This is a genomic window from Bacillus sp. z60-11, assembly GCF_046464135.1.
In the GTDB taxonomy this organism is placed as follows: Bacteria; Bacillota; Bacilli; order Bacillales; family Bacillaceae; genus Bacillus; species Bacillus sonorensis_A.
In genome coordinates this window covers 287282-311109 of the sequence record NZ_JBIYSN010000004.1, presented here as the reverse complement: position 1 = coordinate 311109, position 23828 = coordinate 287282, and the positions used below count along the sequence as shown (strand labels likewise).

General features: G+C 44.9%; 27 protein-coding genes. 13 read left to right on the top strand and 14 right to left on the bottom strand.

Annotated features, from left to right (window positions below):
* Positions 1-10 precede the first annotated feature (10 nt).
* The 8 genes from ACINLD_RS13785 to ACINLD_RS13750 all read left to right on the top strand — a co-directional run bounded on the left by ACINLD_RS13785 (position 11) and on the right by ACINLD_RS13750 (position 4447).
* A complete protein-coding gene (locus ACINLD_RS13785) occupies positions 11-715 on the top strand; it encodes a hypothetical protein (RefSeq protein WP_026585882.1) in 705 nt (234 codons plus the stop codon).
* A complete protein-coding gene (locus ACINLD_RS13780) occupies positions 702-974 on the top strand; it encodes a DUF4176 domain-containing protein (RefSeq protein WP_409444848.1) in 273 nt (90 codons plus the stop codon). Before ACINLD_RS13785 ends, ACINLD_RS13780 begins: the two co-directional genes overlap by 14 nt.
* A 149-nt stretch (positions 975-1123) precedes the next feature.
* Positions 1124-1888: a hypothetical protein gene (locus ACINLD_RS13775; protein WP_277692417.1), complete on the top strand. Its 765-nt coding sequence runs from the start codon at positions 1124-1126 to the stop codon at positions 1886-1888.
* A gap of 66 nt (positions 1889-1954) precedes the next feature.
* Positions 1955-2206, top strand: coding sequence for a hypothetical protein (locus tag ACINLD_RS13770; RefSeq protein WP_026585879.1), 252 nt, complete (start codon positions 1955-1957; stop codon positions 2204-2206).
* 4 nt (positions 2207-2210) lie between these two features.
* A complete protein-coding gene (locus ACINLD_RS13765; protein ID WP_051290333.1) occupies positions 2211-2960 on the top strand; it encodes a hypothetical protein in 750 nt (249 codons plus the stop codon).
* Positions 2944-3384 carry a hypothetical protein gene (locus ACINLD_RS13760; RefSeq protein WP_026585878.1) on the top strand — a complete coding sequence of 147 codons (441 nt, stop codon included), beginning with the start codon at positions 2944-2946 and terminating at the stop codon, positions 3382-3384. Before ACINLD_RS13765 ends, ACINLD_RS13760 begins: the two co-directional genes overlap by 17 nt.
* A 16-nt stretch (positions 3385-3400) precedes the next feature.
* Positions 3401-3604, top strand: coding sequence for a hypothetical protein (locus ACINLD_RS13755; RefSeq protein ID WP_051290332.1), 204 nt, complete (start codon positions 3401-3403; stop codon positions 3602-3604).
* 396 nt (positions 3605-4000) lie between these two features.
* Positions 4001-4447, top strand: a complete 447-nt coding sequence (locus ACINLD_RS13750; protein WP_409444847.1) for a hypothetical protein — start codon at positions 4001-4003, stop codon at positions 4445-4447.
* A 34-nt stretch (positions 4448-4481) separates the two neighbouring features.
* Here the strand turns inward: ACINLD_RS13750 and ACINLD_RS13745 are convergent, their stop codons facing one another.
* Genes ACINLD_RS13745 through ACINLD_RS13730 form a run of 4 tightly spaced genes read right to left on the bottom strand, consistent with a single transcriptional unit; the run spans position 4482 to position 7208 of the window.
* Positions 4482-4937, bottom strand: coding sequence for a hypothetical protein (locus tag ACINLD_RS13745; RefSeq protein ID WP_026585876.1), 456 nt, complete (start codon positions 4935-4937; stop codon positions 4482-4484).
* 17 nt (positions 4938-4954) lie between these two features.
* Entirely contained in the window at positions 4955-5182 is a 228-nt protein-coding gene (locus ACINLD_RS13740; RefSeq protein ID WP_409444846.1) for a non-oxidative hydroxyarylic acid decarboxylases subunit D, read from the bottom strand.
* Between the two features lie 19 nt (positions 5183-5201).
* Positions 5202-6623, bottom strand: a complete 1422-nt coding sequence (locus tag ACINLD_RS13735) for a non-oxidative hydroxyarylic acid decarboxylases subunit C (protein ID WP_026585874.1) — start codon at positions 6621-6623, stop codon at positions 5202-5204.
* Between the two features lie 15 nt (positions 6624-6638).
* The gene (locus tag ACINLD_RS13730) at positions 6639-7208 is read right to left on the bottom strand and encodes a non-oxidative hydroxyarylic acid decarboxylases subunit B (protein ID WP_026585873.1); all 570 of its coding nucleotides are present in this window, start codon (positions 7206-7208) and stop codon (positions 6639-6641) included.
* A gap of 124 nt (positions 7209-7332) precedes the next feature.
* On the opposite strand from ACINLD_RS13730, the gene ACINLD_RS13725 reads away from it, so the two are divergent.
* Positions 7333-8205 (top strand): LysR family transcriptional regulator, encoded by an 873-nt coding sequence (locus tag ACINLD_RS13725; protein WP_026585872.1) that lies wholly within the window; start codon positions 7333-7335, stop codon positions 8203-8205.
* A gap of 69 nt (positions 8206-8274) precedes the next feature.
* Here the strand turns inward: ACINLD_RS13725 and rocF are convergent, their stop codons facing one another.
* From rocF to ACINLD_RS13710, 3 genes are all read right to left on the bottom strand, one after another.
* Positions 8275-9168, bottom strand: coding sequence for an arginase (gene rocF, locus ACINLD_RS13720; RefSeq protein WP_026585871.1), 894 nt, complete (start codon positions 9166-9168; stop codon positions 8275-8277).
* Positions 9161-10567 carry an amino acid permease gene (locus tag ACINLD_RS13715; protein ID WP_236251294.1) on the bottom strand — a complete coding sequence of 469 codons (1407 nt, stop codon included), beginning with the start codon at positions 10565-10567 and terminating at the stop codon, positions 9161-9163. The genes rocF and ACINLD_RS13715 overlap by 8 nt, the downstream gene beginning before the upstream one ends.
* 216 nt (positions 10568-10783) lie before the next feature.
* Positions 10784-11989 (bottom strand): ornithine--oxo-acid transaminase, encoded by a 1206-nt coding sequence (locus ACINLD_RS13710; protein WP_409444845.1) that lies wholly within the window; start codon positions 11987-11989, stop codon positions 10784-10786.
* Positions 11990-12232: 243 nt separating this feature from the next.
* Between ACINLD_RS13710 and ACINLD_RS13705 the strand changes: the two genes are divergently transcribed.
* The 4 genes from ACINLD_RS13705 to ACINLD_RS13690 all read left to right on the top strand — a co-directional run bounded on the left by ACINLD_RS13705 (position 12233) and on the right by ACINLD_RS13690 (position 16014).
* Positions 12233-13642 carry a sigma-54 interaction domain-containing protein gene (locus tag ACINLD_RS13705; protein ID WP_026585868.1) on the top strand — a complete coding sequence of 470 codons (1410 nt, stop codon included), beginning with the start codon at positions 12233-12235 and terminating at the stop codon, positions 13640-13642.
* 113 nt (positions 13643-13755) lie between these two features.
* Complete coding sequence (gene tcyA / locus ACINLD_RS13700; RefSeq protein WP_026585867.1) at positions 13756-14565, top strand: cystine ABC transporter substrate-binding lipoprotein TcyA; 810 nt, start codon at positions 13756-13758, stop codon at positions 14563-14565.
* The gene (locus tag ACINLD_RS13695; protein WP_026585866.1) at positions 14552-15256 is read left to right on the top strand and encodes an amino acid ABC transporter permease; all 705 of its coding nucleotides are present in this window, start codon (positions 14552-14554) and stop codon (positions 15254-15256) included. The genes tcyA and ACINLD_RS13695 overlap by 14 nt, the downstream gene beginning before the upstream one ends.
* Positions 15257-15270: 14 nt before the next feature.
* On the top strand, positions 15271-16014 hold the full coding sequence (locus tag ACINLD_RS13690; protein WP_026585865.1) for an amino acid ABC transporter ATP-binding protein: 744 nt from the start codon (positions 15271-15273) through the stop codon (positions 16012-16014).
* Positions 16015-16093: 79 nt separating this feature from the next.
* Here the strand turns inward: ACINLD_RS13690 and ACINLD_RS13685 are convergent, their stop codons facing one another.
* The 7 genes from ACINLD_RS13685 to ACINLD_RS13655 form a co-directional block, all read right to left on the bottom strand.
* Positions 16094-16447, bottom strand: a complete 354-nt coding sequence (locus ACINLD_RS13685; protein ID WP_409444844.1) for a hypothetical protein — start codon at positions 16445-16447, stop codon at positions 16094-16096.
* A 213-nt stretch (positions 16448-16660) separates the two neighbouring features.
* Positions 16661-17302, bottom strand: a complete 642-nt coding sequence (locus ACINLD_RS13680) for a TetR/AcrR family transcriptional regulator (protein WP_410207036.1) — start codon at positions 17300-17302, stop codon at positions 16661-16663.
* Between the two features lie 264 nt (positions 17303-17566).
* Positions 17567-17962, bottom strand: a complete 396-nt coding sequence (locus ACINLD_RS13675; protein ID WP_026585862.1) for a hypothetical protein — start codon at positions 17960-17962, stop codon at positions 17567-17569.
* Between the two features lie 16 nt (positions 17963-17978).
* Positions 17979-19505, bottom strand: a complete 1527-nt coding sequence (locus ACINLD_RS13670) for a T7SS effector LXG polymorphic toxin (RefSeq protein ID WP_409444843.1) — start codon at positions 19503-19505, stop codon at positions 17979-17981.
* Between the two features lie 62 nt (positions 19506-19567).
* A complete protein-coding gene (locus tag ACINLD_RS13665) occupies positions 19568-20149 on the bottom strand; it encodes a hypothetical protein (RefSeq protein ID WP_236251170.1) in 582 nt (193 codons plus the stop codon).
* 256 nt (positions 20150-20405) lie between these two features.
* Complete coding sequence (locus ACINLD_RS13660; protein WP_026585861.1) at positions 20406-22115, bottom strand: methyl-accepting chemotaxis protein; 1710 nt, start codon at positions 22113-22115, stop codon at positions 20406-20408.
* A gap of 17 nt (positions 22116-22132) precedes the next feature.
* Entirely contained in the window at positions 22133-23794 is a 1662-nt protein-coding gene (locus tag ACINLD_RS13655) for a pyridoxal phosphate-dependent decarboxylase family protein (RefSeq protein ID WP_077735732.1), read from the bottom strand.
* Positions 23795-23828 lie beyond the last annotated feature (34 nt).

Sequence of the window (23828 nt, the reverse complement as noted above, 5' to 3'; positions counted from 1 at the left end):
TGAAGAAACCTTGCTCAAATTAAAGGAGAATACTAAATACGGTAAATTACCTTCTGACATTCAAACCCATCTTACGGCTTCCAGCTCAAAAGACGATAAACTGACGATGCTTGGATTCGTTATTTTGTTTTTAGATATCATATGCGGTGGACCATTAATAGCAAATGGTGAAAAAATGTTCATGATGATAGCACTGCCTTTTATGCTAGGTATTAACATATGGACAGTCATTGTCATGTTTTTGAAGCCAAGTTATCGTAATAATTTGCACTTCACTCTGTATAAAGGTGGAACTGGTGCCGTACTATCATTTTGTTATTTTGTACTTTCACAGAAATATGCCTTTTCAGCATTAGGCTTTAACCTTTTATTTTTCATGATTTCTTTATTAGCCTGTATCATGATCATTCTAGGATTTATTCGATACTACCTTATTGTTTTTCCAAATTTCCAAAAAAAACGGACAGGCAGTCCAGCTTGGGGAACCTACTTGCTAACCATAGGACCAGGATTAGGTTATATTATCGCCCAGTTCATCTTTCGCTTTTCTGATTCTATCGTTACCCTGTTTATGAGTTATATTTACTTGTTCCTTGCTTGTTTTTTTATTTATTTTGGAGTCAAATTCTTTCATCAATACTTTTTTATTAGAGCCAACCAAGACATCATCGACAAACATTTAAGAAAGGGGAAATACAGCCATGGCCGAAAATAACTTACTGCCCTCCGGCTCAATCGTCTTACTTAAAGGTGGATCAAAAAAATTAATGATCTACGGAAGAAAACAGATCGTTGTCAGCGAGGATCCAAAAATGTTTGACTATATCGGCGTTTTCTACCCTGAAGGCTACATTAATCCCGACTACACCTTTGCTTTTAACCATTCAGACATTGAGAAAGTAATTTTCGAAGGCTACCAAGACGAAGAAGAAATCGAGTTTCAGCAAGTTCTGGCTGAAGCGATTAATGATTGAATACACGAAGCATCTCACTCGGGATGCTTTCTCTTATGCTAATTTTCAAATTCAGAGCAGAAATTACCTGACGTTATTTTATAGCTTTCATCAGCCGAAATGGTATTCTCTGTTCTTTCACATCAATTGATAAAAGGCAGGTGAACACCTTGCTGAAATTAAAGGGAAATCCGAAATACAGGAATTTACCTTCCCGCATCATAACCCATTTAGCATCTGAAAGCTGTGATAAAGATGCTAAGTTAAACATGCTGTGGATGATTTTATTTACTGATTTAATGTGCGGCGTGCTGATCATAGCGATTGGGGAAACATTTTTCACGGCTATATCATTACCTTTTATGATCGGTATTAACATATGGACAGTCATTGTCCTGTTTTTAAAACAGAGCGATCGGAATGATTTGCATTTCACCATATATATAGGGGCAGCTGGCGCTGTATGTTCTTTTTGTTATTTTGTATTATCACAAGAACTCGTTTACGTTTTGCTCGGTTATGACCTGATATTTATCATCACGTCTTCATTCGTTTATATGATTGTGATTTTAAGTATGGTTCTACATTACCTTATCGTTTTCCCAAACGATAAAAAAAAGACAGACAGTACGACTTTGGTAAACTGCTTGTGTTTATTTGGAATAGTCGCTTACATTGCGGCGTTTTTCTTCCTGCATTTTTTTGAAGGCGGAGCTACCTATTTTATGAGTTATACCTTTTTGGCATTTACTTTCTTTTTTTCTTTTATGGGAGTTAAATTCATTCATAAATTCTTTTTTATCAAAGCCAACCAAGACTTGATCGATAGACGTTTCAAAAAGGGAACATACAGCCCTCGACCGAAAGTCTTGAAACGGAGCAATCGCCGGAACACAAACATGATTGATTTACGAAAAAAAACAGATCGAAGCTAGCCACAATTGTTTTCCTTTGCTTTTTCAGAGATAAGTATCGTTTGACCAAGAAAAAGGAGCTTTTTGATGAAACACGAAAAAAATGTTCTGTACAAAAAAATAAATGAAGCGATGATCATCTTCATGATTTTATTCCCTGTAGTTGGTATCTTTTTTGTCATCATGACAATATGGGCGTTAGGAGAACAAGCTCCTTCAGAAATTCCCTTGGTTATTACCGTTGTCAGCATATTTTTTTTCGCTCTTCCACTCCTACTATATATTTACAGAAAAAAAGTCTGGCTGAAAAAATGCACGCGGAATCGTTCAGAGGGATAAAACGATGAAACATAACAGCGGAGGAACAACAGCTTTACCTAGATTAAAAGAAACGCCTACATACAAAGATTTACCTTATCATATTCAATCTCATTTGACGGCTTCCATCAGCCTGGAAACAAAATGGGGAATGGCCTGTTTTATCGTGTTGATGCTGGATGTGTTATGCATATTCCCTTTACTGGCGGACGAAGTCCAGTTTTTCACTCTCGCCGCCATACCTGTCGTCATCCTGATCAATATATGGCTGATCATCATGAATGCCAAAAGCATGACCGGATATCATCATCACCTTCGGTATGTTCTCTTTATGGGCGTTTCTTTCAGCGGCATATCATATTGCCAGTTAATCGTCTCGCAAAAGATGATGTTTGCTGCCATCGGTTTTCATTTGCCGCTGGTCATTTTGTCTCTGTTCATATATGCCGCCGTCATCTTCCTTGTCATCCGCTACTACTTGGTTGTATTCTCTGATCGTAAACGATGCAACAGACAGGCGGCAGCTTGGACGGGGATGTTCCTGGCGTCCGTTCCGGCATCCGGTTTTATGATCAGTCATGCCGTTTGGCGTGTTTCCGAGTCTGCCGTCTATTTGTTGATGAGTACCGTCTATCTGCTTATGGCTTGTTTATTTTCGATGATGGGGGTCAAATTCATCCACAAATACTTCTTTATCAAAGCGAATCAAGACATCAGACGGCACATCAGGCTTTTGACGAAAAAAGGAGCGGTCATTTTTGCAAGGCAGAAATAAAATCATTCTCTCAATCTATTCTCTTCATGCAACAATCATTCTTTTGACCGGCCTTGTCAGACCTTCAATGAACTGGAAAGAAAAGATTGCTGTCACCGGCTTTATGTTCGTTTCAGTATCTTTTGTCGCATTTATCCTTTATGTGTTGTTACATAAGAAAAATCAACGCGAGCCTAGATGCAACATCGTCGCGAAAATCTTTTGGAAGAAATACAGAAAGCCGTTCACGCTCTCTTACTATTTCGCCGACATCCTGATTGCGGGAACATCCGTATTTTCCATGACCGGACTCTCTTTTGCATGGAAATCCGGCGTGTTCGCGATTTTGGTTGCGGTAATCTCGGGCAGCTTTTTTGCGGCTTATCAAGCGGCCAATCAAATGCTGGACGAGTCTTGTGTGGACAGAATTCCTGCGGAAGAATGAACAGGAGGGCTTTTAGGTGGTAAAAGATATTGCAAATAAAAGTATGTTAGTGGCTATTATACTCTTTCCGTCTTTCGGGATCTTCTTAACAATCATGACGTTATGGCTTTTAATAACGAAAGAAGCATTTTCGGAAATACCCGCTGCCATTGCAGCAATTTCTGTTGTTTTTTTCATTCCGCCATTCATTCTTTATTTTATCAGAAAAAAATTTTGTTAAAAAAATCCGGAGTCCGCAATTCATAAAGGAGTTATGATGTCACCTGAAACTTTTGTTGAATATACCGAATATTTCATCGCCGGTATGTTGACCGCTCATTTCGCTTATAGTTTGTGTTTTTTAATCATAGCGAGTCACATGATCATTGAATATGAAAAAATGATCTTTTTAAAACCTGATTCCCATAAAATCACAATTCATTCGTCATCCTTCTTGTCGGCACCGGTTACTTTGTTTACAAACGCCTATTAAGATACAACTGGTTCCTGAGAAAACTGGATTTCGCCCTTTATCTTGCGGGCAGAGGCATTTTAAGCATCATCATCTTTTGTATGTTTTCTTTTCTGCTGCATGTCATTTTCAGCGTTTAAATCATTCACGATTGGAGAAATCTAAATGTCCAAGTTTTTACAAAAACCAAGAAACAAAGCCATCTTGATCGTCTACTTGTTTTTCGTATGCGGCTCCGTCCTCAGCATGGCTGTGAATCCGGAGATGGGCTTGGGGGAAAAGCTGTTTATGCTCTGCTTTAATATTTTCTCGGCCACTTTATTCGCATTTCTCATTTATGTGCTGCTAAATAAGCTGATGAAAGATGAGGATCGCAAACATCCGGCAGATCCCGAAAGAAATGGGATCAACCAAGTCATTTGGAAAAAGTACAAAAAGCCGCTGATCCTGTTTATTTATTTCGGCAGCCTGTTTGCCGTCTGTGCGGCTGTCCTTCCCATGCCGTTGTACACCGTTACTGAAAAGCTCGTGATCGTTTTGATCGCAATCGCATTCATCACCATTTCCTGTATCTTGGCTTACAAAGTGACGAATAAAATGCTGCAAAAATAATTGAAAGGACCATGGCGAACCATGGTCCTTTTCTTCATTTCCTTAATTCCTCTATTGTCTCTTCCCATCGCCGTAAAACCGCCTCTTCATCCTTAAGCTTTATCTGGACGCCGGAGATGATATCAGCATATTTAGCAATGTCTTCCCGGGCCGCTTCGACGGTGCCGGCAAAGCGTGTTCTCGGGTGCTTGGCGTCTTTTAATTCGGGCAGTTTTGTTAAAGACAGCCGCATATAATGGGCTTTTCCTTGCCAGCATGCGACGAAGAGCGCCCGGCCCGTGCGGATGATGTTGGCCGTTGTGGTTGTCCCTTGCCAGAGGGCAAGGCGGATTTCGGTATCGTTCAGGGCGAGGATTTCCCCGGCGCTGATCATTGCCGTATGCGGCCAGCCGTCTTCTGTGACAGTCTGAAGCATCATCGCCTCGTGCCGCTTTCCGGCGAGTTTCTCTCCGTTTAAGAGCTGAAAGAGTTCCTGTGATATTTGAGCCATGCCGCGGGTGTCCCCCTTTAGATTTTCCGGTCTGGAATCGCCGGCACGTGTACGGCTGTTTCGACTTCAGAAGGGTCGATTTTAAAGGCCGGATTGTATTTTTCAGGATTGGTGATCATTTCGGGTTCTGACGATCTCCATGTGAAAAAACAATGCTGGCATTGATAAACTTCCCATGCTCCTTCGACGGGAGACTTGCTGACGGTTTCCGCTTTTTTTAAATTGCAGCGCGGACATGTATGCATATAGAAACACTCTCCTATCTTATCGATTTAATAAATCCATTAATTTCTTTTCCCATTCCTGCGTGTTAACAGGGGAATCGAGCGGCTGCGAATAATGCCCTCTTGTTTCCGGTGCAACAGGTGTTGTGGCGTCCAAGATCATTTTGTGGGTGATACCCGCTGGTTCAGAACCTGGATCAAGCGCCAGAACAGATAAATCCGGGATGATGACTGCATCGTGTTTTGGATGCATTTTCGTTGATATTGCCCACATCACTTGCGGGAGGTTAAACGGATCGACGTCTTCGTCAACAACGATCACCATTTTGCAGTAGCCAAGGCCGTGGGGGGTCGTCAGCGCGCGCATGCCGACCGCTTTAGCGAAACCGCCGTAGCGGCTTTTCGTTGATACAATGGCGATCAAGCCGTGCGTATACATCGCGTTTACCGCGACAATTTCATTCGGATATGCCTCTTTTAGCTGCTGGTAAAGCGGCACACATGTATTAATGCCGACCATGTAGTCGACTTCTGTCCAAGGCATGCCTAAATAAAGGTGTTCAAAAATCGGGTTGTTGCGATGGCAGACGCGTTTGATTTTGATGATCGGCATGCTGCGGCCGCCGGAATAGTGTCCCGTAAACTCGCCGAACGGACCTTCATACTCGCGTTCACCCGCCAGGATTTCACCTTCGAGAACCACTTCCGCTCCCCATGGAATATCGAGGTCGGACAGTTTTGATTGAACGATTTTATAAGGTTCACCTTGCAAGGCTCCTGCCATTTCGTATTCTGATTGATCGTATAAGAGCGGTGTGGACGCCGCCGTCGCAATGACTGGTTCACAGCCGAGCGCGATCGTGACCGGCAGGTTTTCGCCGCGTTCTTCCGCCTGACGCAGGTGGATCGCAATGTCATGCTGCGGGACGGGCTGAATGCCGAGACGGTCTTTTCCTTTTACTTGCAGTCTGTACATGCCGACATTTTGCTTGCCGAAGTGTTCCGGATCCTCGACATCTCTGGAAATGACGCAAGCTTTGTCCAAATAAAAACCGCCGTCGCCCTGATTGATGCGGAAAAGCGGCAGGATCTCAAACAGGTTGATATCCTCCGTGATTTCATTCTCATGAAACGGCGCCGTTTCTTCGCGTTGAACCTTCACAGGAAACTGGTCATAGCGGCGGGCAAATTCGAAAAATTGTTCTTTGACAGGTGTGTCTTTCGGAAGGCCGAGCATTAACGCGTGGTTCGGCCAGGAGCCGATGACATTCAGCGCGATTTGCGCGTTGTTATAGCCGTAAATGTTGTTGAATAAAAGAGCGGGTGATTTGTCTCCGAGGTTGTTGGCGGCGCGTGCAGCGGCTCCCAAATCGGGTTCCGGCTTCACCTCTTCCTGAACTTCAAGAAGCTGCCCTTCTTTTTTCAATGTGTTTAAAAAGTCCCTAAAGTCTTGAAATGCCATTTTGATGTCCTCCTTTTATTTTGCCTGTTTCATCCCTTCCCAGCGCTTCGCATCGGACAGATGGATGCCAAATTGGTCCAGCGTCCGGAATACGATATGGTCGACCATTTCGGTCAAGTTTTGGGGATGGTTATAAAAAGCCGGCATGGGCGGAAGAATGACCGCGCCGATTCGCGATAGTTCAAGCATGTTTTCAAGGTGAATTTGATTCAGCGGGGTTTCCCTCGTTAAAAGGATGAGCTTTTTCCGTTCCTTCAGCATCACGTCCGCCGAACGGGTCAGAAGATTATCCGCCAGACCGGTGCGGATCGCCGCCAATGTTTTCATGCTGCACGGCGCTACTATCATACCGTCTGTTTGAAAGGAACCGCTTGAAATACGGGCTGCCTGGTCTTTATGCGAGTATGTAAAAGACGCAAGCATTTCCAAATCTTTTATGGTGTATCCTGTTTCATGCTGGATTGTGGCCCCTGCCCATGGTGAGATGACAAGATGTGTCTCGATGTCGGCTTTTTTCAGCCACTCCAGCATCCGCACGCCAAAAATGGCGCCGGTCGCGCCCGTGATACCGACGATGATCTTCATATGCATCCTCCTTTCTTCCTCTGTGGTGCCTTCATTTAAAATGATACGCCTCTATTTTCCATATTGAAAATATCTATAAAATCTACATATAATACTTTTAAGGTATATAAAGGGGAGGACCGTCATGGATATCCGTCAATTAAAATACTTTGTCACGATTGCCAAGGAAGGAAAAATCACAACGGCTGCAAAGAAGCTTCATATTGCACAGCCGCCTTTAAGCAGACAGCTCAAGCAAATGGAAGAGGAGTTGGGGGTTGTGTTGTTTGACCGCAACAAAAAGAAGAGCTTGACGCTGACGTATGAAGGAGAGGTGTTTCTAAAGCGGGCGAAGGAGATTTTGCATAAACTTGAGGATTCCATCCTGGAGGTGCGGGAGTTGCACGAAGAAGTCAATGGAACGCTTTCCGTCGGCTCAACAATTTACTGTGCGGCACTCCTTTTGTCCAAAGTCTCAGAGATCAGAGAGATGTATCCGCATTTAATGTTTAACATTTGGGAGGGCGAACCGATGCGCCTGAGAGAACTGCTGGAAAGCCGGCAGATTGATGCGGCGATTACGACAACGCCTTTTCACAGCAAAAATATCGAAACAAAAAGCCTCCCCGATATTCCCTGCAAGCTGGTTCTCCCCGTCAATCAATCGTACGGACTAACGAGGGAAGCCGAGCTGAACGACATTTCCGGCCTGCCGCTCATTTTACTCAGACCGACGCACGGCAAAGGGATTTATGATGAGGTCGTACAAACCTTTCAAAGATCCGGTGTAGAGCCGACTGTCGTCTGCGAATGCCATGATTCAACGACACTGCTCAGCCTTGTCACGTCGGGATTCGGAGCGACGATTTTGCCTTTATCCATGCTTCCCGAGCATTTTGCCAAACACGTTCAGACGCTGGAGATTAAAGACAACCCGTTTATTTTGACGCCGTCCGTTGTCTGGCGGGCCGACAGCTTTCTGCCGAAGCCTGTAAAGGAATTTTTGGCTTTGTTTTGATATTACGGGGCGGGTTAAGCAGTTAAAAAAAGAAGCGCATCCGAATAGATGCCCTCCCTTTTGCATTTTTTACAACAGCTTTTTTCCCAGCAGCGATTCGATCAATTCGACGGCCGCTTCACCGGTTTGATTTTTATAATCCAAGATCGGATTGACTTCGACAAACTCAGCCGACGTGATGATGTCCGCATCATGAAGCATTTCCATCGCCAAATGGCTTTCCCTGTAGCTGATGCCTCCGACAACAGGTGTGCCCACTCCCGGAGCATCGCTTGGGTCAAGGCCGTCCAAGTCAAGGCTTAAATGGATGCCGTCACAGTTTGCCGTCAGGTACTCGATCGTTTCTTCAATGACCTTCGTCATCCCCATGCGGTCAATTTCATGCATCGTGTAGACTTTCATCCCCGTTTCCCGGATATATTTCCGCTCTCCTTCATCAAGTGAGCGTGCGCCGATGATGACGACATGTTCCGGCTTGATTTTCGGCGCATACCCGTGCAGATTGACAAGCTTTTCATCTCCCACACCAAGGCTCACCGCCAGCGGCATCCCGTGGATATTGCCTGACGGCGACGTTTCCAGCGTGTTTAAATCTCCGTGTGCGTCATACCAGATCACACCGAGCTGTTTATAATGCTTGGCGACGCCGGCGAGCGTTCCGATGGCGATGCTGTGGTCTCCGCCGAGAACGAGGGGAAAGCGGCCCTGTTCGACGACATTGTCGACGATGCCGGCCAATTGCTGATTGCCTTCCAACACAGAAATTAAATTTTTCAGCCCTTTGTCACCCTTAGGCTGATCGCGGTTGATCGGCACATCGCCGAGATCCTTGATATCATACCCTAAATCAGACACGCGCTCAACGAGATGGGCGTAGCGGATCGCGCTCGGCCCCATATCGACGCCGCGCCTTGCCTGTCCCAAATCCATCGGCATTCCAATCAGAGAAACATGTTTATTCATCAACAACCACCTCATCATTCATTCGATTTTGCTGCGCCGTTCTTTCTAACGGCTGTTGTTTTGTCTGTCGTTTTTTCACAAAGAAATGATACACAACATAGCAGGCCGCCATAAACAATGCACCGCAATACAAGGCCATTCGCTGCTCTGAATCAAAGGCCAGGCTCACAAGTACCGCGCTGTTTAAAATAAAGCCGGCCAACGGCAAAAAGGGATAGAAAGGCGTTTTAAATTTCAAATCCTCCACCCTTCCGCCTTCTTTTATATATTGTCTTCGAAACAGCAGCTGTGAAATGGTAATCGTGATCCAGCCGACTTGCGCGCTTAATCCGGCGAGCGACAGCAGCCAAATATACAGCGTTTCAGCGGCGACGACACTTGAAATAAGCGACAGCCCGGCGAAGCCGAGGGTGATCAACAGCGCGTTCATCGGAATGCCCCGTTTATTGACCTTCCTTAAAGCTGAAGCCGCCATTCCTTCGTTCGCCAAGGAGTACAGCATCCGTGTCGAAGCGTACAAACCCGAATTCGCCACTGATAATAAAGCGATCAAAATGACAAAGTTCATCAAATCGGCTGCATACGGAATGCCAATCTGTTCAAACACAACGACAAAAGGACTTTCAACAACACCGGCTTTTTCCCACGGTATCAAACCCGCTAGCACAAAGACAGACAAACCGAAAAAGACCAGTGTCCGCCATACCGTCTGTTTGATCGAGCGGGGCACCGTCTTTTCCGGGTCTTCGCTTTCACCCGCCGCGATTCCGATCAGCTCTGTACCCTGGAAAGCAAAGTTGACCGTAATCATCGTGATAAATAGGGCGCCGAAACCGTTCGGAAATATGCCATCCCCAATCAAATTGGAGAAAAACGGCGCAGGCTGTCCGCCTTCCATGTCGATCAGGCCAAACATGGCGCCGCCGCCGAGAATGATGAAAAGAAGGATAACGATGATCTTGATCCCGGACAGCCAAAATTCGGATTCTCCAAAAGCCTTTGCAGAGAGCGCATTGAGCGAAAAAAGCAGCGCTCCGAAAATCAAACACCAGACCCAGACGTCGACATCAGGAAACCACCTTTTCATGAGCTGTCCCGCCGAAAGAAACTCCAATGCGCAGGTGACCGACCAGCCGAGCCAGTAGATCCAGCCAACGGCAAATCCTGTGGCGGGTCCGATAAACTTCGTCGCATATGTTTGAAACGAGCCTGAGACCGGCATGGCCACTGCCAGTTCACCAAGGCAGAGCATTGTGAAATACATGATCATTCCGCCGGCCAGGTAGGAAAGGATTGCTCCGATCGGCCCCGCTTCATTGATGGTATAGCCCGTTCCCAGGAAAAACCCCGTCCCGATCACGCCTCCAAGCGAGATCATAAACAGGTGCCGTGACTTCATCGTCCTTTTCAGTGTATATTGTTCTCTGTTTTCATGATTCAAACCGCCTACACCCCTTCCGTGTGATTTCCCCCCTGTTATCCTACAATCCCCTTGTGATGAAATGACTATTTTTTAAATCTTCTGAATAATTTCCTTATATTTCAATTTACGACAAACTTCGCACCCCATGGCTAAAAACAGGCTGAACAATCCCTTATTGTTCAGCCGTTTTGATTATTTCGACAAAACACGGGTAATCTTTTCAATGGCCCAATCGAGGTCCTCTTTGGAGATGACCAATGGAGGCGCAAACCGAATGACGGTCTCATGTGTTTCTTTGCACAGCAGCCCTTCTTCTTTTAAGCGTTCGCAATATGGGCGCGCAGCTTCCGTCAGCTCCACTCCGATGAAAAGTCCTCTGCCGCGCACTTCTTTAATGCTTGGATTATCGATTTGCAGCAGCTTTTCTTTAAAATATTCGCCAAGCTCTAAAGAGCGTTCAGCAAGACGTTCATCTTCCAGGACGTCAAGCGCGGCGATGGAGACGGCGCATGCCAGCGGGTTTCCGCCGAAGGTCGAGCCGTGGGAGCCAGGGTTAAAGACGCCGAGTACATCGCGGTTCGCCGCGATACATGAGATCGGAAACACTCCGCCGCCGAGCGCTTTTCCTAAAATGTACATGTCCGGAACAATGCCTTCCCAATCGCAGGCGAACATCTTACCTGTGCGCCCAAGTCCGGACTGGATTTCATCAGCGATAAACAGCACATTGTTTTCTTTACAGATCTCCGCCGCCTGTTGTAAAAAGCCTTCCGGCGGAATGACGATGCCCGCCTCGCCTTGAATCGGCTCGAATAAGAAAGCGGCTGTATTCGCTGTAATCGCGTTTTTCAACGCTTCTGCATCTCCGTAAGGAATCAGCTTAATACCGGGAAGCATCGGGCCGAAGCCGCGCTTATATTCCGCTTCAGATGAAAGGGATACAGCCAGCATCGTACGGCCGTGAAAATTGCCTGCACACGCGATGATTTCCGCTTGATTGTCGGCCACGCCTTTTTTTACATCATAAGCCCAGCGCCGCGCCGCTTTGACCGCTGACTCAACCGCTTCTGCGCCTGTATTCATCGGCAGAACCATGTCTTTTTTCGTCAATGATGCCACTTTTTCATAGAAAGGACCGAGTTGATCATTGTGAAAAGCCCTTGATGTCAACGTAATCTTATCGGCTTGATTTTTCAGCGCCTGAATAATTTTCGGATGCCTGTGCCCCTGGTTGACAGCGGAATAGGCGCTAAGCATATCCATGTACCGGTTTCCTTCAGGATCTTTCACCCATGCACCTTCCGCTTCGGAAATCACGATCGGCAGCGGATGATAGTTGTTTGCGCCGTAATGTGCCGTTTTCTTCATAATTTCTTCGGACTTTGATAAAACCGCCATTCTGATTCCTCCTTCTTGTTTGTTAGGACATACATGCCAGATGTCGTTTTTTTCTTACACCCTTTCTAACATGCAAATTTCATGCCAACATAAAAAACCGCAGTCCGCACGAATTTTCTGTTTTTCATCCGCAAATTTTTATGCACCTTTTCTCCCAAAGTGCAAAAGATGATGCAAAACCATTTTGCACCTCTCTAGTTTTCGCTTACAATTAATAAGAGACAGACAAAGGGGGAAATTGACTTGCTGACAGACAGCCAATTCATGGAGCACATTTTCAAAAAAATTAGTGATGAAATTGATATCGGCCTGCATGTTGTCGATGAAAACGGCACTTCGGTCGTGTACAACACTAAAATGACGCAAATCGAAGGCATGGATGCTCAAGATGTGCTCGGCAAAAACCTGCTGGATGTATTTACGTTTGCCAGCCATCATGACAGCACACTCGTACAGGCGCTTCAATACGGAAAAACGATCAAAAACGTCAAGCAGACATACTTCAATAACAAAGGACAGGAGATTACAACCGTCAATCATACGTTTCCGGTTATGGAAAACGGTCATATCATAGGAGCCGTCGAGATTGCTAAAGATGTGACAAAGCTTGAACGCTTGATCAGGGAAAACATGAATAAAACCGAAAATACAAAATATACGTTTGACAGCCTGATCGGCGTCAGCCCGGAGATCCTGGAAGTTGCCGAACACGCGAAACGGGCGACACGAACCTCCTCTTCCATTCTCATTGTAGGGGATACCGGAACCGGAAAAGAGCTGTTTGCTCAAAGCATCCATAACGGCAGCCAGCGTTCGACAGGTCCGTTTATCTCGCAAAACTGCGCGGCCCTTCCCGAAAGTCTTGTCGAAGGTCTTTTATTTGGAACGGCAAAAGGCGCGTTTACGGGAGCTGTCGACCGCCCCGGCCTATTTGAACAAGCCGATGGCGGGACACTCCTTCTTGATGAAATCAATTCATTGGACTTGAATTTGCAGGCGAAGCTTTTGCGGGCCATCCAGGAGAAAACCATCAGACGAATCGGTGCTGCAAAAGACACGCCGATCGATGTCAGAATTATCGCGACGATGAACGAAGATCCGATCGACGCCGTCAGCGAAAAGCGCCTGAGAAAAGACCTTTACTACAGGCTGAGCGTCGTCACGCTGTTCATCCCTCCGCTCAAAGATCGGAAGGACGATATCCTGCCGCTTGCAAAGCATTTTATTGATAAATACAACGCCTTATTTCAAATGGAAGTCAAAGGGCTTGAAGATGAAGTGCGCCAGTTTTTACTTTCCTACGATTGGCCGGGGAACGTCAGGGAGCTTGAACATTTGATAGAAGGTGCGATGAACTTGATGGCTTATGAGGAAAACATCGACCTCACGCATCTTCCCCTGCAATACAGGACAAAAACGGCGGCAAAAGAGCAGCTCCCCCACACATCTGGATTCGACGTTTTCCCGCAGCCGCCTTCCGCCTCGTCAGCTCCTTTAAAGGAACAAATCGAGAACACCGAAAAATATTATATTCAGAAAACGCTCAAAAAATGCAACTACAATGTGTCACAGGCGGCACGGACATTGGGGATCAGCAGACAAAGCCTTCAATACCGCTTAAAAAAATGGAATATCAGCCATTCCCAAGCTTGATCACTAAAAACGAATCGCTTGACTCATAATAAAAAAGCTTTATGCTTTACTTTTGGAAGGTCCTTAAGTAAAATCAAATCAATTAAATCCAATCAGAAAAGTGGGGATTAACAATGAAAAAAGCAATATTCGCTGCACTCATGACGCTGTTGATCGCCGTGGCAGCCGCTTGCGGGCAGTCGGGCGACAAGTCCGAGGATCAGAAGACAGGCGAAAATCAAAACCTTTGGTCCTCGATCAAAGATAAAGGTGTATTGACCGTTGGTACAGAAGGAACATATGAGCCTTTTACCTTCCATGATAAAAAAACGGACAAATTAACGGGTTATGACGTCGAGGTTATAAAAGAAGTCGCCAAGCGTCTCAATCTGAAAGTCGATTTTAAAGAAACGCAATGGGACAGCATGTTCGCCGGCCTCAATTCAAAGCGGTTTGACGTGGTGGCCAACCAGGTCGGCAAAAAAGGGCGTGAAGACCAATACGATTTTTCCGATTCATATACAACATCCCAAGCGGTTGTTGTCACGAAAGCGGACAATAACGAAATCAAATCTGAACAAGATGTAAAAGGAAAAACGGCGGCACAGTCGTTAACAAGCAACTACAACGATCTGGCGAAAAAGGCCGGGGCGAATATCGAAGGTGTTGAAGGAATGGCGCAATCCTTCCAGCTTATCCAGCAGGGCCGCGTCGACCTGACTTACAATGATAAACTTGCCGTACTGAACTACTTGAAGTCGTCAGGAAACAAAAACTTGAAAATCGCTTTTGAAACCGGTGATCCGCAAAAGACGTATTTCGCTTTCCGCAAAGGAAGCGGCGAACTGGCGGAGAAAGTCAACTCCGCGCTGAACGATATGAAAGAGGATGGCACACTGGGTAAAATCGCGAAGAAATGGTTTGGCGAAGATGTTTCTCAATAATATACAGGCTTTGGCCATCGGCGCAGCCATCCCGTGGGATCTTGTGCGCGAGTCATTTTGGCCGATTTTTCTAAGGGGAATCTATTATTCGATTCCCCTTGCCATTCTCTCTTTTCTTTTCGGCATGATCATCGCGCTGATCACGGCTCTGGCGAGAATGTCAAAATCGCGTATCTTAAAGGCGGTTTTCGGCATATACGTCTCAGCGATCCGGGGAACACCGCTGCTCGTTCAGCTGTTTATCATCTTTTACTTATTTCCGGCTTTCAATGTGACGATTGCTCCGTTTCCGAGCGCTGTTATCGCCTTTTCATTGAATGTCGGCGCCTATGCGTCGGAAATTATCCGCGCTTCCATCCTTTCCGTCCCAAAAGGGCAATGGGAAGCCGCCTACTCGATCGGAATGACGCAAAAAACGGCGCTTTCCAGAATCATTCTGCCGCAGGCCGTGCGGGTGTCGATTCCGCCATTATCCAATACATTTATCAGCTTAATTAAGGACACATCTCTCGCGTCGCAGATTTTGGTCGCCGAATTATTCCGCAAAGCCCAGGAAATCGGAGCGACACACCTTGACCAGATTTTAATCATTTATATCGAAGCCGCATTCATTTATTGGATTATCTGTTTTGTTCTTGCGATTGCTCAGCAGCAGATTGAACGGCGTTTAGACCGGTATGTGGCGAAATAAGGAGGGAATAGACAATGCTTGCGATTAAAGGGCTGAATAAATCCTTCGGCGAAAATGAAGTGTTAAAAAGGATCGACTTGAATATCGAAAAAGGAAAAGTGATCGCCATTTTAGGGCCTTCCGGGTCCGGAAAAACAACGCTGCTTCGCTGCCTGAATGCGCTTGAAATTCCAAACCGCGGCATCCTTTCCTTTGAAGACTTTACCATCGACTTTTCAAAGAAGCATAAGCCTGGCGATTTGCTTCGCCTCCGCAGAAAATCGGGAATGGTGTTTCAGGCCTATCACCTGTTTCCGCACCGCACCGTGCTTGAAAATGTGATGGAAGGCCCCGTAAAGGTGCAAAAACGCGCTAAAGAGGAAGTCAAAAAAGAAGCGGTACAGCTTTTGAAAAAAGTCGGCCTAGAGGACAAAATGGATCTCTATCCGTTTCAGCTGTCAGGCGGACAGCAGCAGCGCGTCGGTATCGCCCGGGCGCTGGCCATCAAGCCTGAGCTGATGCTTTTTGATGAGCCCACATCGGCCCTTGACCCGGAGCTGGTCGGCGAAGTGCTGAAGGTCATGAAAGACCTGGCAAATGAAGGCTGGACAATGGTCGTTGTCACTCACGAAATCAAATTCGCCCAGGATGTCGCAGATGAAGTCGTCTTTATCGACGGCGGCGTCATCGTCGAGCAGGGACCGCCGGAACAAATCTTTTCGGCACCGAAAGAAGAACGGACCAAACAATTTTTAAATCGAATTTTAAATCCGGTATAAACATGGCAGCCTGATCTGATCAGATCAGGCTGTCTGTTATTTTGTACGTTCAATCAAATCCAGTTCCATTTGATTCGAATTATTTTGCCAAAATAACAAAGTCCTGTGGATGGGACCGGATGAAATCACCAATTTTTATCAGACTGTCGGCAACGATCTCTTGAAATCGTTCGTATAATCGATTGATGATATGTAACAGTTCCTGATCTCTCTGTCGTTCTTTGAAGGCGTCACCTTCTGCGTGAGCATTATGCCCATTAATCTCAATGGTCTGCTTTGTATCTTCGAGCAGTTTCAGCAGATTTTGATCATTGAAATAGTTCAGGGCCCCAGTCACACTTGTCCAGTATCCCGGTGTCTGCAACAAATAAGACACCCAAGAGTAAAACTCGTTCGCGGAGTCCTTTGCATGATCATAAAAAACCCTAAACATGGACAGTGCCTGCTGACTCCTATTCAAACTAGTAATCGCTGCTGATTTTGCCGCAGCATCCTTCCCACGAATACTTAAAAGAGTAGACTCAACACATACCCACCCGAGCCTCTCGTCACTTAATGCATCAAACTCCGCTTGTGTCATCGTTACGAATGTAATAATCCACACCTCTTTTTTGATTTTTGAATGTCAATATAAAATCAAAAAAATTTATTCCGGCTTCACGGTCGCTAGAGCTGTTTCTGTAACTTCCTCTACCACAGTCATTAACCGATCCTTTACGGGTTGCTCGGTTGTTCCTTCTTTCTGAAGTTGTCCCAAGTAGTTCATACCTTGTGATATAGCCCCCCAGAATTGCATAGCCATAAGGCTCGGATTCCCTTGACGAACCGTCCCCTGTTGAATACCTTGTTTGATTACAGAAATAATGGGTTCAATAAAAGCCCTTACCCATTCAAAAGAAGAAAGCTGTTCTTCAGTATAAAATAAATGGATGTCCAGACTAATCCTCATATAAAATTGCGAAACGGCTGGTTCATTCAAAACCTGCCTGCATACTAATCGTGCATACTCACTTAACAATTCCAACGGTGGCCGATCCTGCTGAAAGTGTGACACCGTTGTCTGCTGGGTCTTGGCCATTATATCCTCATACAATTCACGGAACAAGGCTTGCTTGTTCTTAAAATAGTGATACACCAATCCACGCGCCAGGCCAGCCTGTGCCGCAATATCACCCATTTCGGTAGCTGAGTATCCTTTTTCGGCGTAAACCAAGATGGCTGCCCGTAAAATGTCCTGTTTCCGCTGTCTTCGAATTTCTTCATTCTGTTCCTTTGTACGTGGTGACAAAAAAAAACCTCTTTTCATTGACATTCATGTTAATCAAAATTATAAAAGAAAATCAACTACCTGTAAACAAAGGAAAAAGTTGTTGCAACTATCGCGGGCTCCGAAGCACAAATTTGAAATTAAAGGATCATATCCCATTGATATCCCCCTCATTTATGATTTTAAAAGTTCTGAAGGTACTATATGAGCTCCGTTTTTGCTGGGTTGCCGTGGTGTCGGAGTAAAAAAGAAAGACGCCTGTTTAGCGTCTTTTAACTTAATTAATTAGCAAAAATCTTCGTCTATTTCTTTTTTTCGTTCTAAAAATACTTTTAACGCATCGTTTTCTCGCTCCATTAAACCATCGAAATGGCTTTCATCCATCACCAACTCTTTATAACCCCACACTGCGGAAATATCATTATCCCTATCGAAATTAAAATACCATTCTAGTGGCAACTGTTTCTCCGTAACTTCAAATAATTCCGAGGGATACCAAGATGGAAAGTTGTCTTCTTCACCTTTGATTAAAAAGTGTAAAGAAGAATTCCATTCACAAATACCATAAACGCTATATTGTTCGTCTTTTTTTAAATCGAAGATGGTTTCAGGGCTGTAACCAATTTCGTAAGTTTTTTCTGATAATTCTAAGCCTGTATTCATCTTGCATTTAACTTTCATTTATTGTCACCTTCATTTATTTGAATTTAAAATCATCGAACTGGCCTGTTTTAGTGTTTTTTAAATAATGAACTTCGACGCCATTCACATTCTTAGACATTTTAACCCAGCCTTCATCTTTAGGCCAACGAGAGTCTGTCATCCCTTTTCTTAACGGTATAAGTTTGCCGGTATTAGGGTTTGAGAGCACTTCCTTCATAGCTAATTGTTCATTTAAATTATTTGGTTTTGTTCTGCCTGTAGTTCCTTTTCCTAAAGACACACTCTTATAAAGTTTATCAAGGTCTCCAGTCCCTTTAAACTTGCTCTCGATAGGGTTTTTAAGAACATCATTCGTAGTTTTAGAAGTTTTCTTCTCAACTTTTCCAACATCCTTAGCTGCTTTCGCACCTTTCTCAACCTTTGCAATTTTCTTTGCTGATTCCTCACCTTTGAATAATTTGTAACCGCGTTTTCCGTATTTAAATGCTTTTCCAAAAGGTGTGACATAAAATCCAGCTAAAAAACGATCTTTGACTGAAACGATTTCACCTGTTGCAATGTCGTACCCAAATCCGGCTCTTACTGCATCATAAACTCCTGCAAATTCCAAACCAGTCTCTAGATATTTTTCCCATTCGCTTTTTTCAACATTTTCAGGAAGGGTGTATGCGGGTTCTATCTTGACGATTATATCACCATCTATATAAGCTCGGTACACTGTGTCATTATAAACAGTATATTTCTTTTCTAGCTTTTCTAACTCCTCTTCACTATACACTTTCTTAGAAACTTTTTGTGTCGCCAATTTTTTTGTTCGGTCAGGGTCGGCGAGAGTATTCATTTCAGTGTCTTCTTTGTCTCCGACTTTTTTCAACATAACACCCATCGCTGTTTCTTGATTTCCACTCAGGGTATCCATCTCATCCGGTTTTAAAATCGATCCTTTTTGATAGCCGGTGATTTCAATTTTAGGCCCGGTATACATTTTCTCGAGCCTTGAGATGTATTTTTGCATCGTTTCAAGGTCGTTTTCAGCGGTTTTGAGGGCGTTTGTCTGCTCCCTGTCAAAGGTGTGCAGCTTTTCAATCGTCTGATTGATTTCTTTCATTGCTTTTCGATTTTGTTCATGAAAATCGTTGTCGTTTAAATCCGGCAGATCGACAATATGGCTGACTTTTGCCATCGTGGCATTTGCTTTGGATACCAAGTGTTTCGTTGTTCGATCGGCCGCGTTCAAGCCTTGTTCCAATTCGTGTTCAAGAAAGGCTTGCGAAATATATCCGTTGTGATTCGGTTCAAGGGATTCCGATGCATTTTTGATTTTTTTCAGTGCTGACTGGTATTCGTCAATAAAAGATTCATAGAACTTCAAGAAAGGGGTGTGACATTCTTCATAAAAGTTACGAATGGCATCGCCGCCTTTTCCTTTTAAAGCATCGTCAAGGGACGTGATTCCATCCACACTTTTTTTGACATTGGCAATTTCATCTGATTGTTGTTTTAATTGTTCCAGCGTTTTGTCAATTGCATGGTGCAACGCCTGAACATCCAAGGTTTTCATGGCATTCTCCTCTAATACTAATGGTTACAATCAGCATAGAGTTTACCACTTTACGGAAATGATTAGTGAACTAATGCAATGTATTGATCTTTTTTATCATTTCCCAAGTCTTGATTGACTTCAACGTCTTCAATAGAAACGTTCTTTAAATGTTCATTGACCAAACCTTCAATTTTATTTCTGATATCGCTTGTCTCATTCTCAGAAGATGAGGCATTTAATTCTGATTGATCACTTTTAGTAATTAACCCATATTCACTTTTGACACTTAATTTATCAGCAACAAAATGAAGGAATACAGCTGCATGACTTTCTAAGCCATCCTCTCCGTCGAAATCATAATCTGTTGATGAGTCACCAATTTTTTCTTCAGATTTTGCTTTGCCCCCAACAATTTTTTTGACTTCATCATAAGTCATGCCTTCTTTTATTTTTTTATATTCTTCTGGAGTAATGGTGGCAACTGGTTCATTTTCGTACTTTAGAAAAAATTTATTAATTAGTGCTATTGAAAGTAAAGTAATAATACAAAAAAGAGCCAGTCGAAGTCCAGCTTTTCTTGTTTTACTTGGGATTAGCATTAATACACCTATTAGTGTTCCTATAATCATAAAAGCAGCAAATAATGAAATAAATAAAGCCATAATAACCCCCCATTTGTTTTAAAACGAACATTTCCTTTTAAAACAAATAAGGGGGATTTTCTATTGAACTAAGGAATGTCGGTGATACCAAATTTGGCACCAAAAAATCGATTTAATTCTAAAAACCCTTCGAAAACCCCTTGCATAATACAGTGAAATCACTGATATCTTGCGGTTTTGTGTTTTCCTTTCGTCTTTATATAGTCGAATACCAAGGTTAGAACAGCCTGACCTCCGTTGATCAGGCTGTCTTTTTTTATTCCTCTAATTTAAACTTGGACGCCTCTTGACGCAATTCTTCGGACAAAGATGACAGCTGCTGAATCGCCGAGGCGATTTCCTGCATGCCGGCGCTCTGTTGTTCAGCTGCGGCCGCCACTTCTTCCGAGCCTGCCGCCTGCTCTTCCGTTACGGCTGATATCTGCTCCATGGCGGAAGAAATGCTTTGATAAGATTCTTCCACTTTTAATAAGGATTTCAGCAATTGATCCGTTCGTTCAGCAAATTGCGATATCCCTTTAAAAATGCCGGAAAAATTCTCATATGTGCCATTCATTAAAATCTGCCCTCTATCGACCGCTTCACCGCCCTCTTGAATGCGTTCCATTACAAGACGGCTGCTTTCCTGGGTGCCCGCAACAAGCTGGGAAACGGATAAAGCGGCTTCCGCCGAGCGTTCGGACAGCTTTCTGACTTCCCCGGCGACAACGGCAAAACCTTGACCTTCCTCACCGACGCGGGCAGCTTCGATTGAAGCGTTCAGCGCCAGCAAATTCGTCTGTTCGGCAATTGAAGAAATCATTCCGATCACTTTTTCGATTTCCTCTGTATGACTCTGCATATCCTTCGCCGCATTTTTGGACTCTTCCATCACGTTTTTAATCGTTTGGGTCTGATGCAATGTTTCTTCCACAAGCTCCTGCCCCGTCTTGGAATCCTTGCTGACGCCTTCTGCAACCTCCTTCATCTCGTTGACCTTTTCCGTGACGTTTGCGATCTGCCGGTCGATTTCAGCGGCCGATGTATGGCAATCTGTCACAGATGAGACGACCTCGTTGATCCCTTCGCTCATGCTGTTCATCGACTCAGCCACCTGCTGGGCGCTTTCGCTTGATTCGGACGATACGTTTTTCAGCTGAAGGCTGGTGTTGGACACTTCTTGCGATGAGGCGGAAATCTGGCCGATCAATTGTTTCAGATTTTCATTCATCCGCTGAAATGATTCAGCCAATTTGCCTGCTTCATCACGGCTTTTGACAGAGATTTGCGCTGATAGATCACCGTCGGCGATCTTTTCTGAAGCCTTCATCAGCTGCCTGATCGGTTTTGCGATATAAGTGCCGAGGAAATAAGCCATGAGCATGCCGATCAGCATGACAAATGCCGCGATTCCGAGCGTGTACCATTTAGCTTTTGCTGCTGTAGCCGGAATGACCGAGGCGTCCAAATCAATGCCCAAAATCCCCGTCTGTTCCCCTGAGCTGTCTGTCAGCGGCAGAAAAATCGACTGATGAATGCCGTATTGATCCTCATAAACATCGCTGATCGTCTCTTTATTGTTTGCCAAAGCGTCCTTCATTTCATCTGAAAAGGCGTATGAGGTCCCGAAATCATCTGCTGTATCTGATAAAACGACAATCCGCTCCTTGCCTCCTTGATTGGAGAGGATATAAAGATTTTCCAGCTTGTTTTTCTTTTTCAGCTGATTCACCGCATGTTTCGTCTCCTTGTAAAGCGGGCTGTCAGTTGAATCGATATCAAGCACATTTCCATCGATACGGCTGATTTGGTTTTCGGCAAGGTGAATATCGGTATACAGACGGTTTTGAAACTGCTCTTTTAGCTGTTCTGACAAATCGTTGCTAATGACCGTAAAAACTGCGGAAAAACTTGCAATCGTAATAATCAGCACCAGCGCGACGCCGATCATGATTTTGGCTGAAATGTGTTCCATTAGTTTTTTCATCGTTATATCCCCTTTTGTTAATACGCCGCGAGGGAGCCATACTCCCGGCAGACTTCCGCAACATTTTCTTTTAAGTAATCAATAATTTCCGGAACATGCTCAAGTTTTGTATAAGGAGAAATGACGAAAAACTTGCTGACTGAAAGGGGAACCTCAAGCCCTTCCCGGGTTCCCACCAGCAAATGTTTTTTCGTGTCGCCAAAAAACATTTTCTCCCGCTTTGCTCCGAGCTTTTCAAATAGTTTTTCATTCAGTGCATTGTTTCTTTTCAGCTCTTCTACGGTGCACTCTCCAGCAATCTCTTCGGCACGTCTCGGGGCGCCTTCCGGATAAATCCGGAACAGTGTCGACATGCCGCAGTTGTCCGGATTCATGATCTCCGCCTCCGGAATGCGGCGTGCGAGCTGTTCGCGAAAATGGAGGTTGACCTCAAGAAACTGGCCGATCAGTTTTTGATAGCCTTCAATTCCAAACGCCATCAGCGCGCTGTACATGCTGATCGAGCTCGCCATCCGCGAACATTCCAGCGTATATCCCGTATGATAGTCACCGTAGCCGCGGTGGCCGACATACGGCGTCTCATCCGGGTCAAGATCGACCCGCTTCAAATCAGCGGCGTCCTTCACGAGAAACAGACTGGTCACATAAGGTGTCTGTCCGAGCTTCTGAAAGTCAAAGCACAGTGAGTCGGCTGCATGCAAATGCCGCATTTTCCTTTGAATCGCTTTGATCATCCTGATGACGCCGGGGCTGAAAGATAAAGCGTTCTCACCAAGATCGTACTCGTTAAAAAACGCAAAAAATCCGCCCAAAGCTGAATCTGCGTGAATATGGGGAACCTGCATTCCGAATTCCCCGGCCGTTTCCTCAGCGGCAAGCCGGACCGCGCTGACATCATCAATCCCGATCGCATCCGTCGTCCCCGTTGTGGCCACGATATAAACAGGAACACCTCCGTTTTCATAAACCTGCCTCAGTTTTTGCCGCAAATCTTCCGTATCCATCGAATGATCGGGATGGGTTTTGACTTTGATGAGATGATCGCTGCCAAGCCCGGCTGCTTCCATTGATTTGTACAAGCTGTAATGGGCCGCTTCAGAACAGAAAGCATAGAAGTTTGCGGGCACGCCCTCTTTAAGGGAAGAAGGTGTCATTTTGGCAATCGCGATCCGCAGGCCGCTGTAGACAGCCCCCTGTCCTCCCCAGGTTGTGTAGCCCCCGCTTTTTTCGGCATCATAACCGGCAAGCTTTGACATCATCGCGGTGACCTTCACTTCCGCCTCGGCTCCGGCAGGGCCGTACACATCCCACAGATTGTTGCCGTTGACCATAAAGGCCGCAAGCATGCCTAAAATCCCCGGAATGCTCGCCATCGGCAAAATGTTTGTAAAAAAGTATTTTGAGTGGTAAGGATGTCCATGCAAAAGCTTTAACAGGTCTTCGTTGACTTCTTTCATCGGCATGCCCGAATCCGGAATCCGACTTTCAGAAACAAGTGTTTCATAAAACAGGCCATCGCGGTTCTTTTCACCTTTAAGGTTGACTTGTTCGGGGTTTTTCAGCTTGTCCACCCCATGAATGAGCTGTTCGATCAAATTGAGGAATTCATGTCTTTTCGCTTCATTTCCGTCTTCGCTCGGAAACCATTTCTGTATATCCGCTGTACTCGGTTGCTGCATGTTTCTCTCTCTCCTGCCTTGTCTTTTTATATTT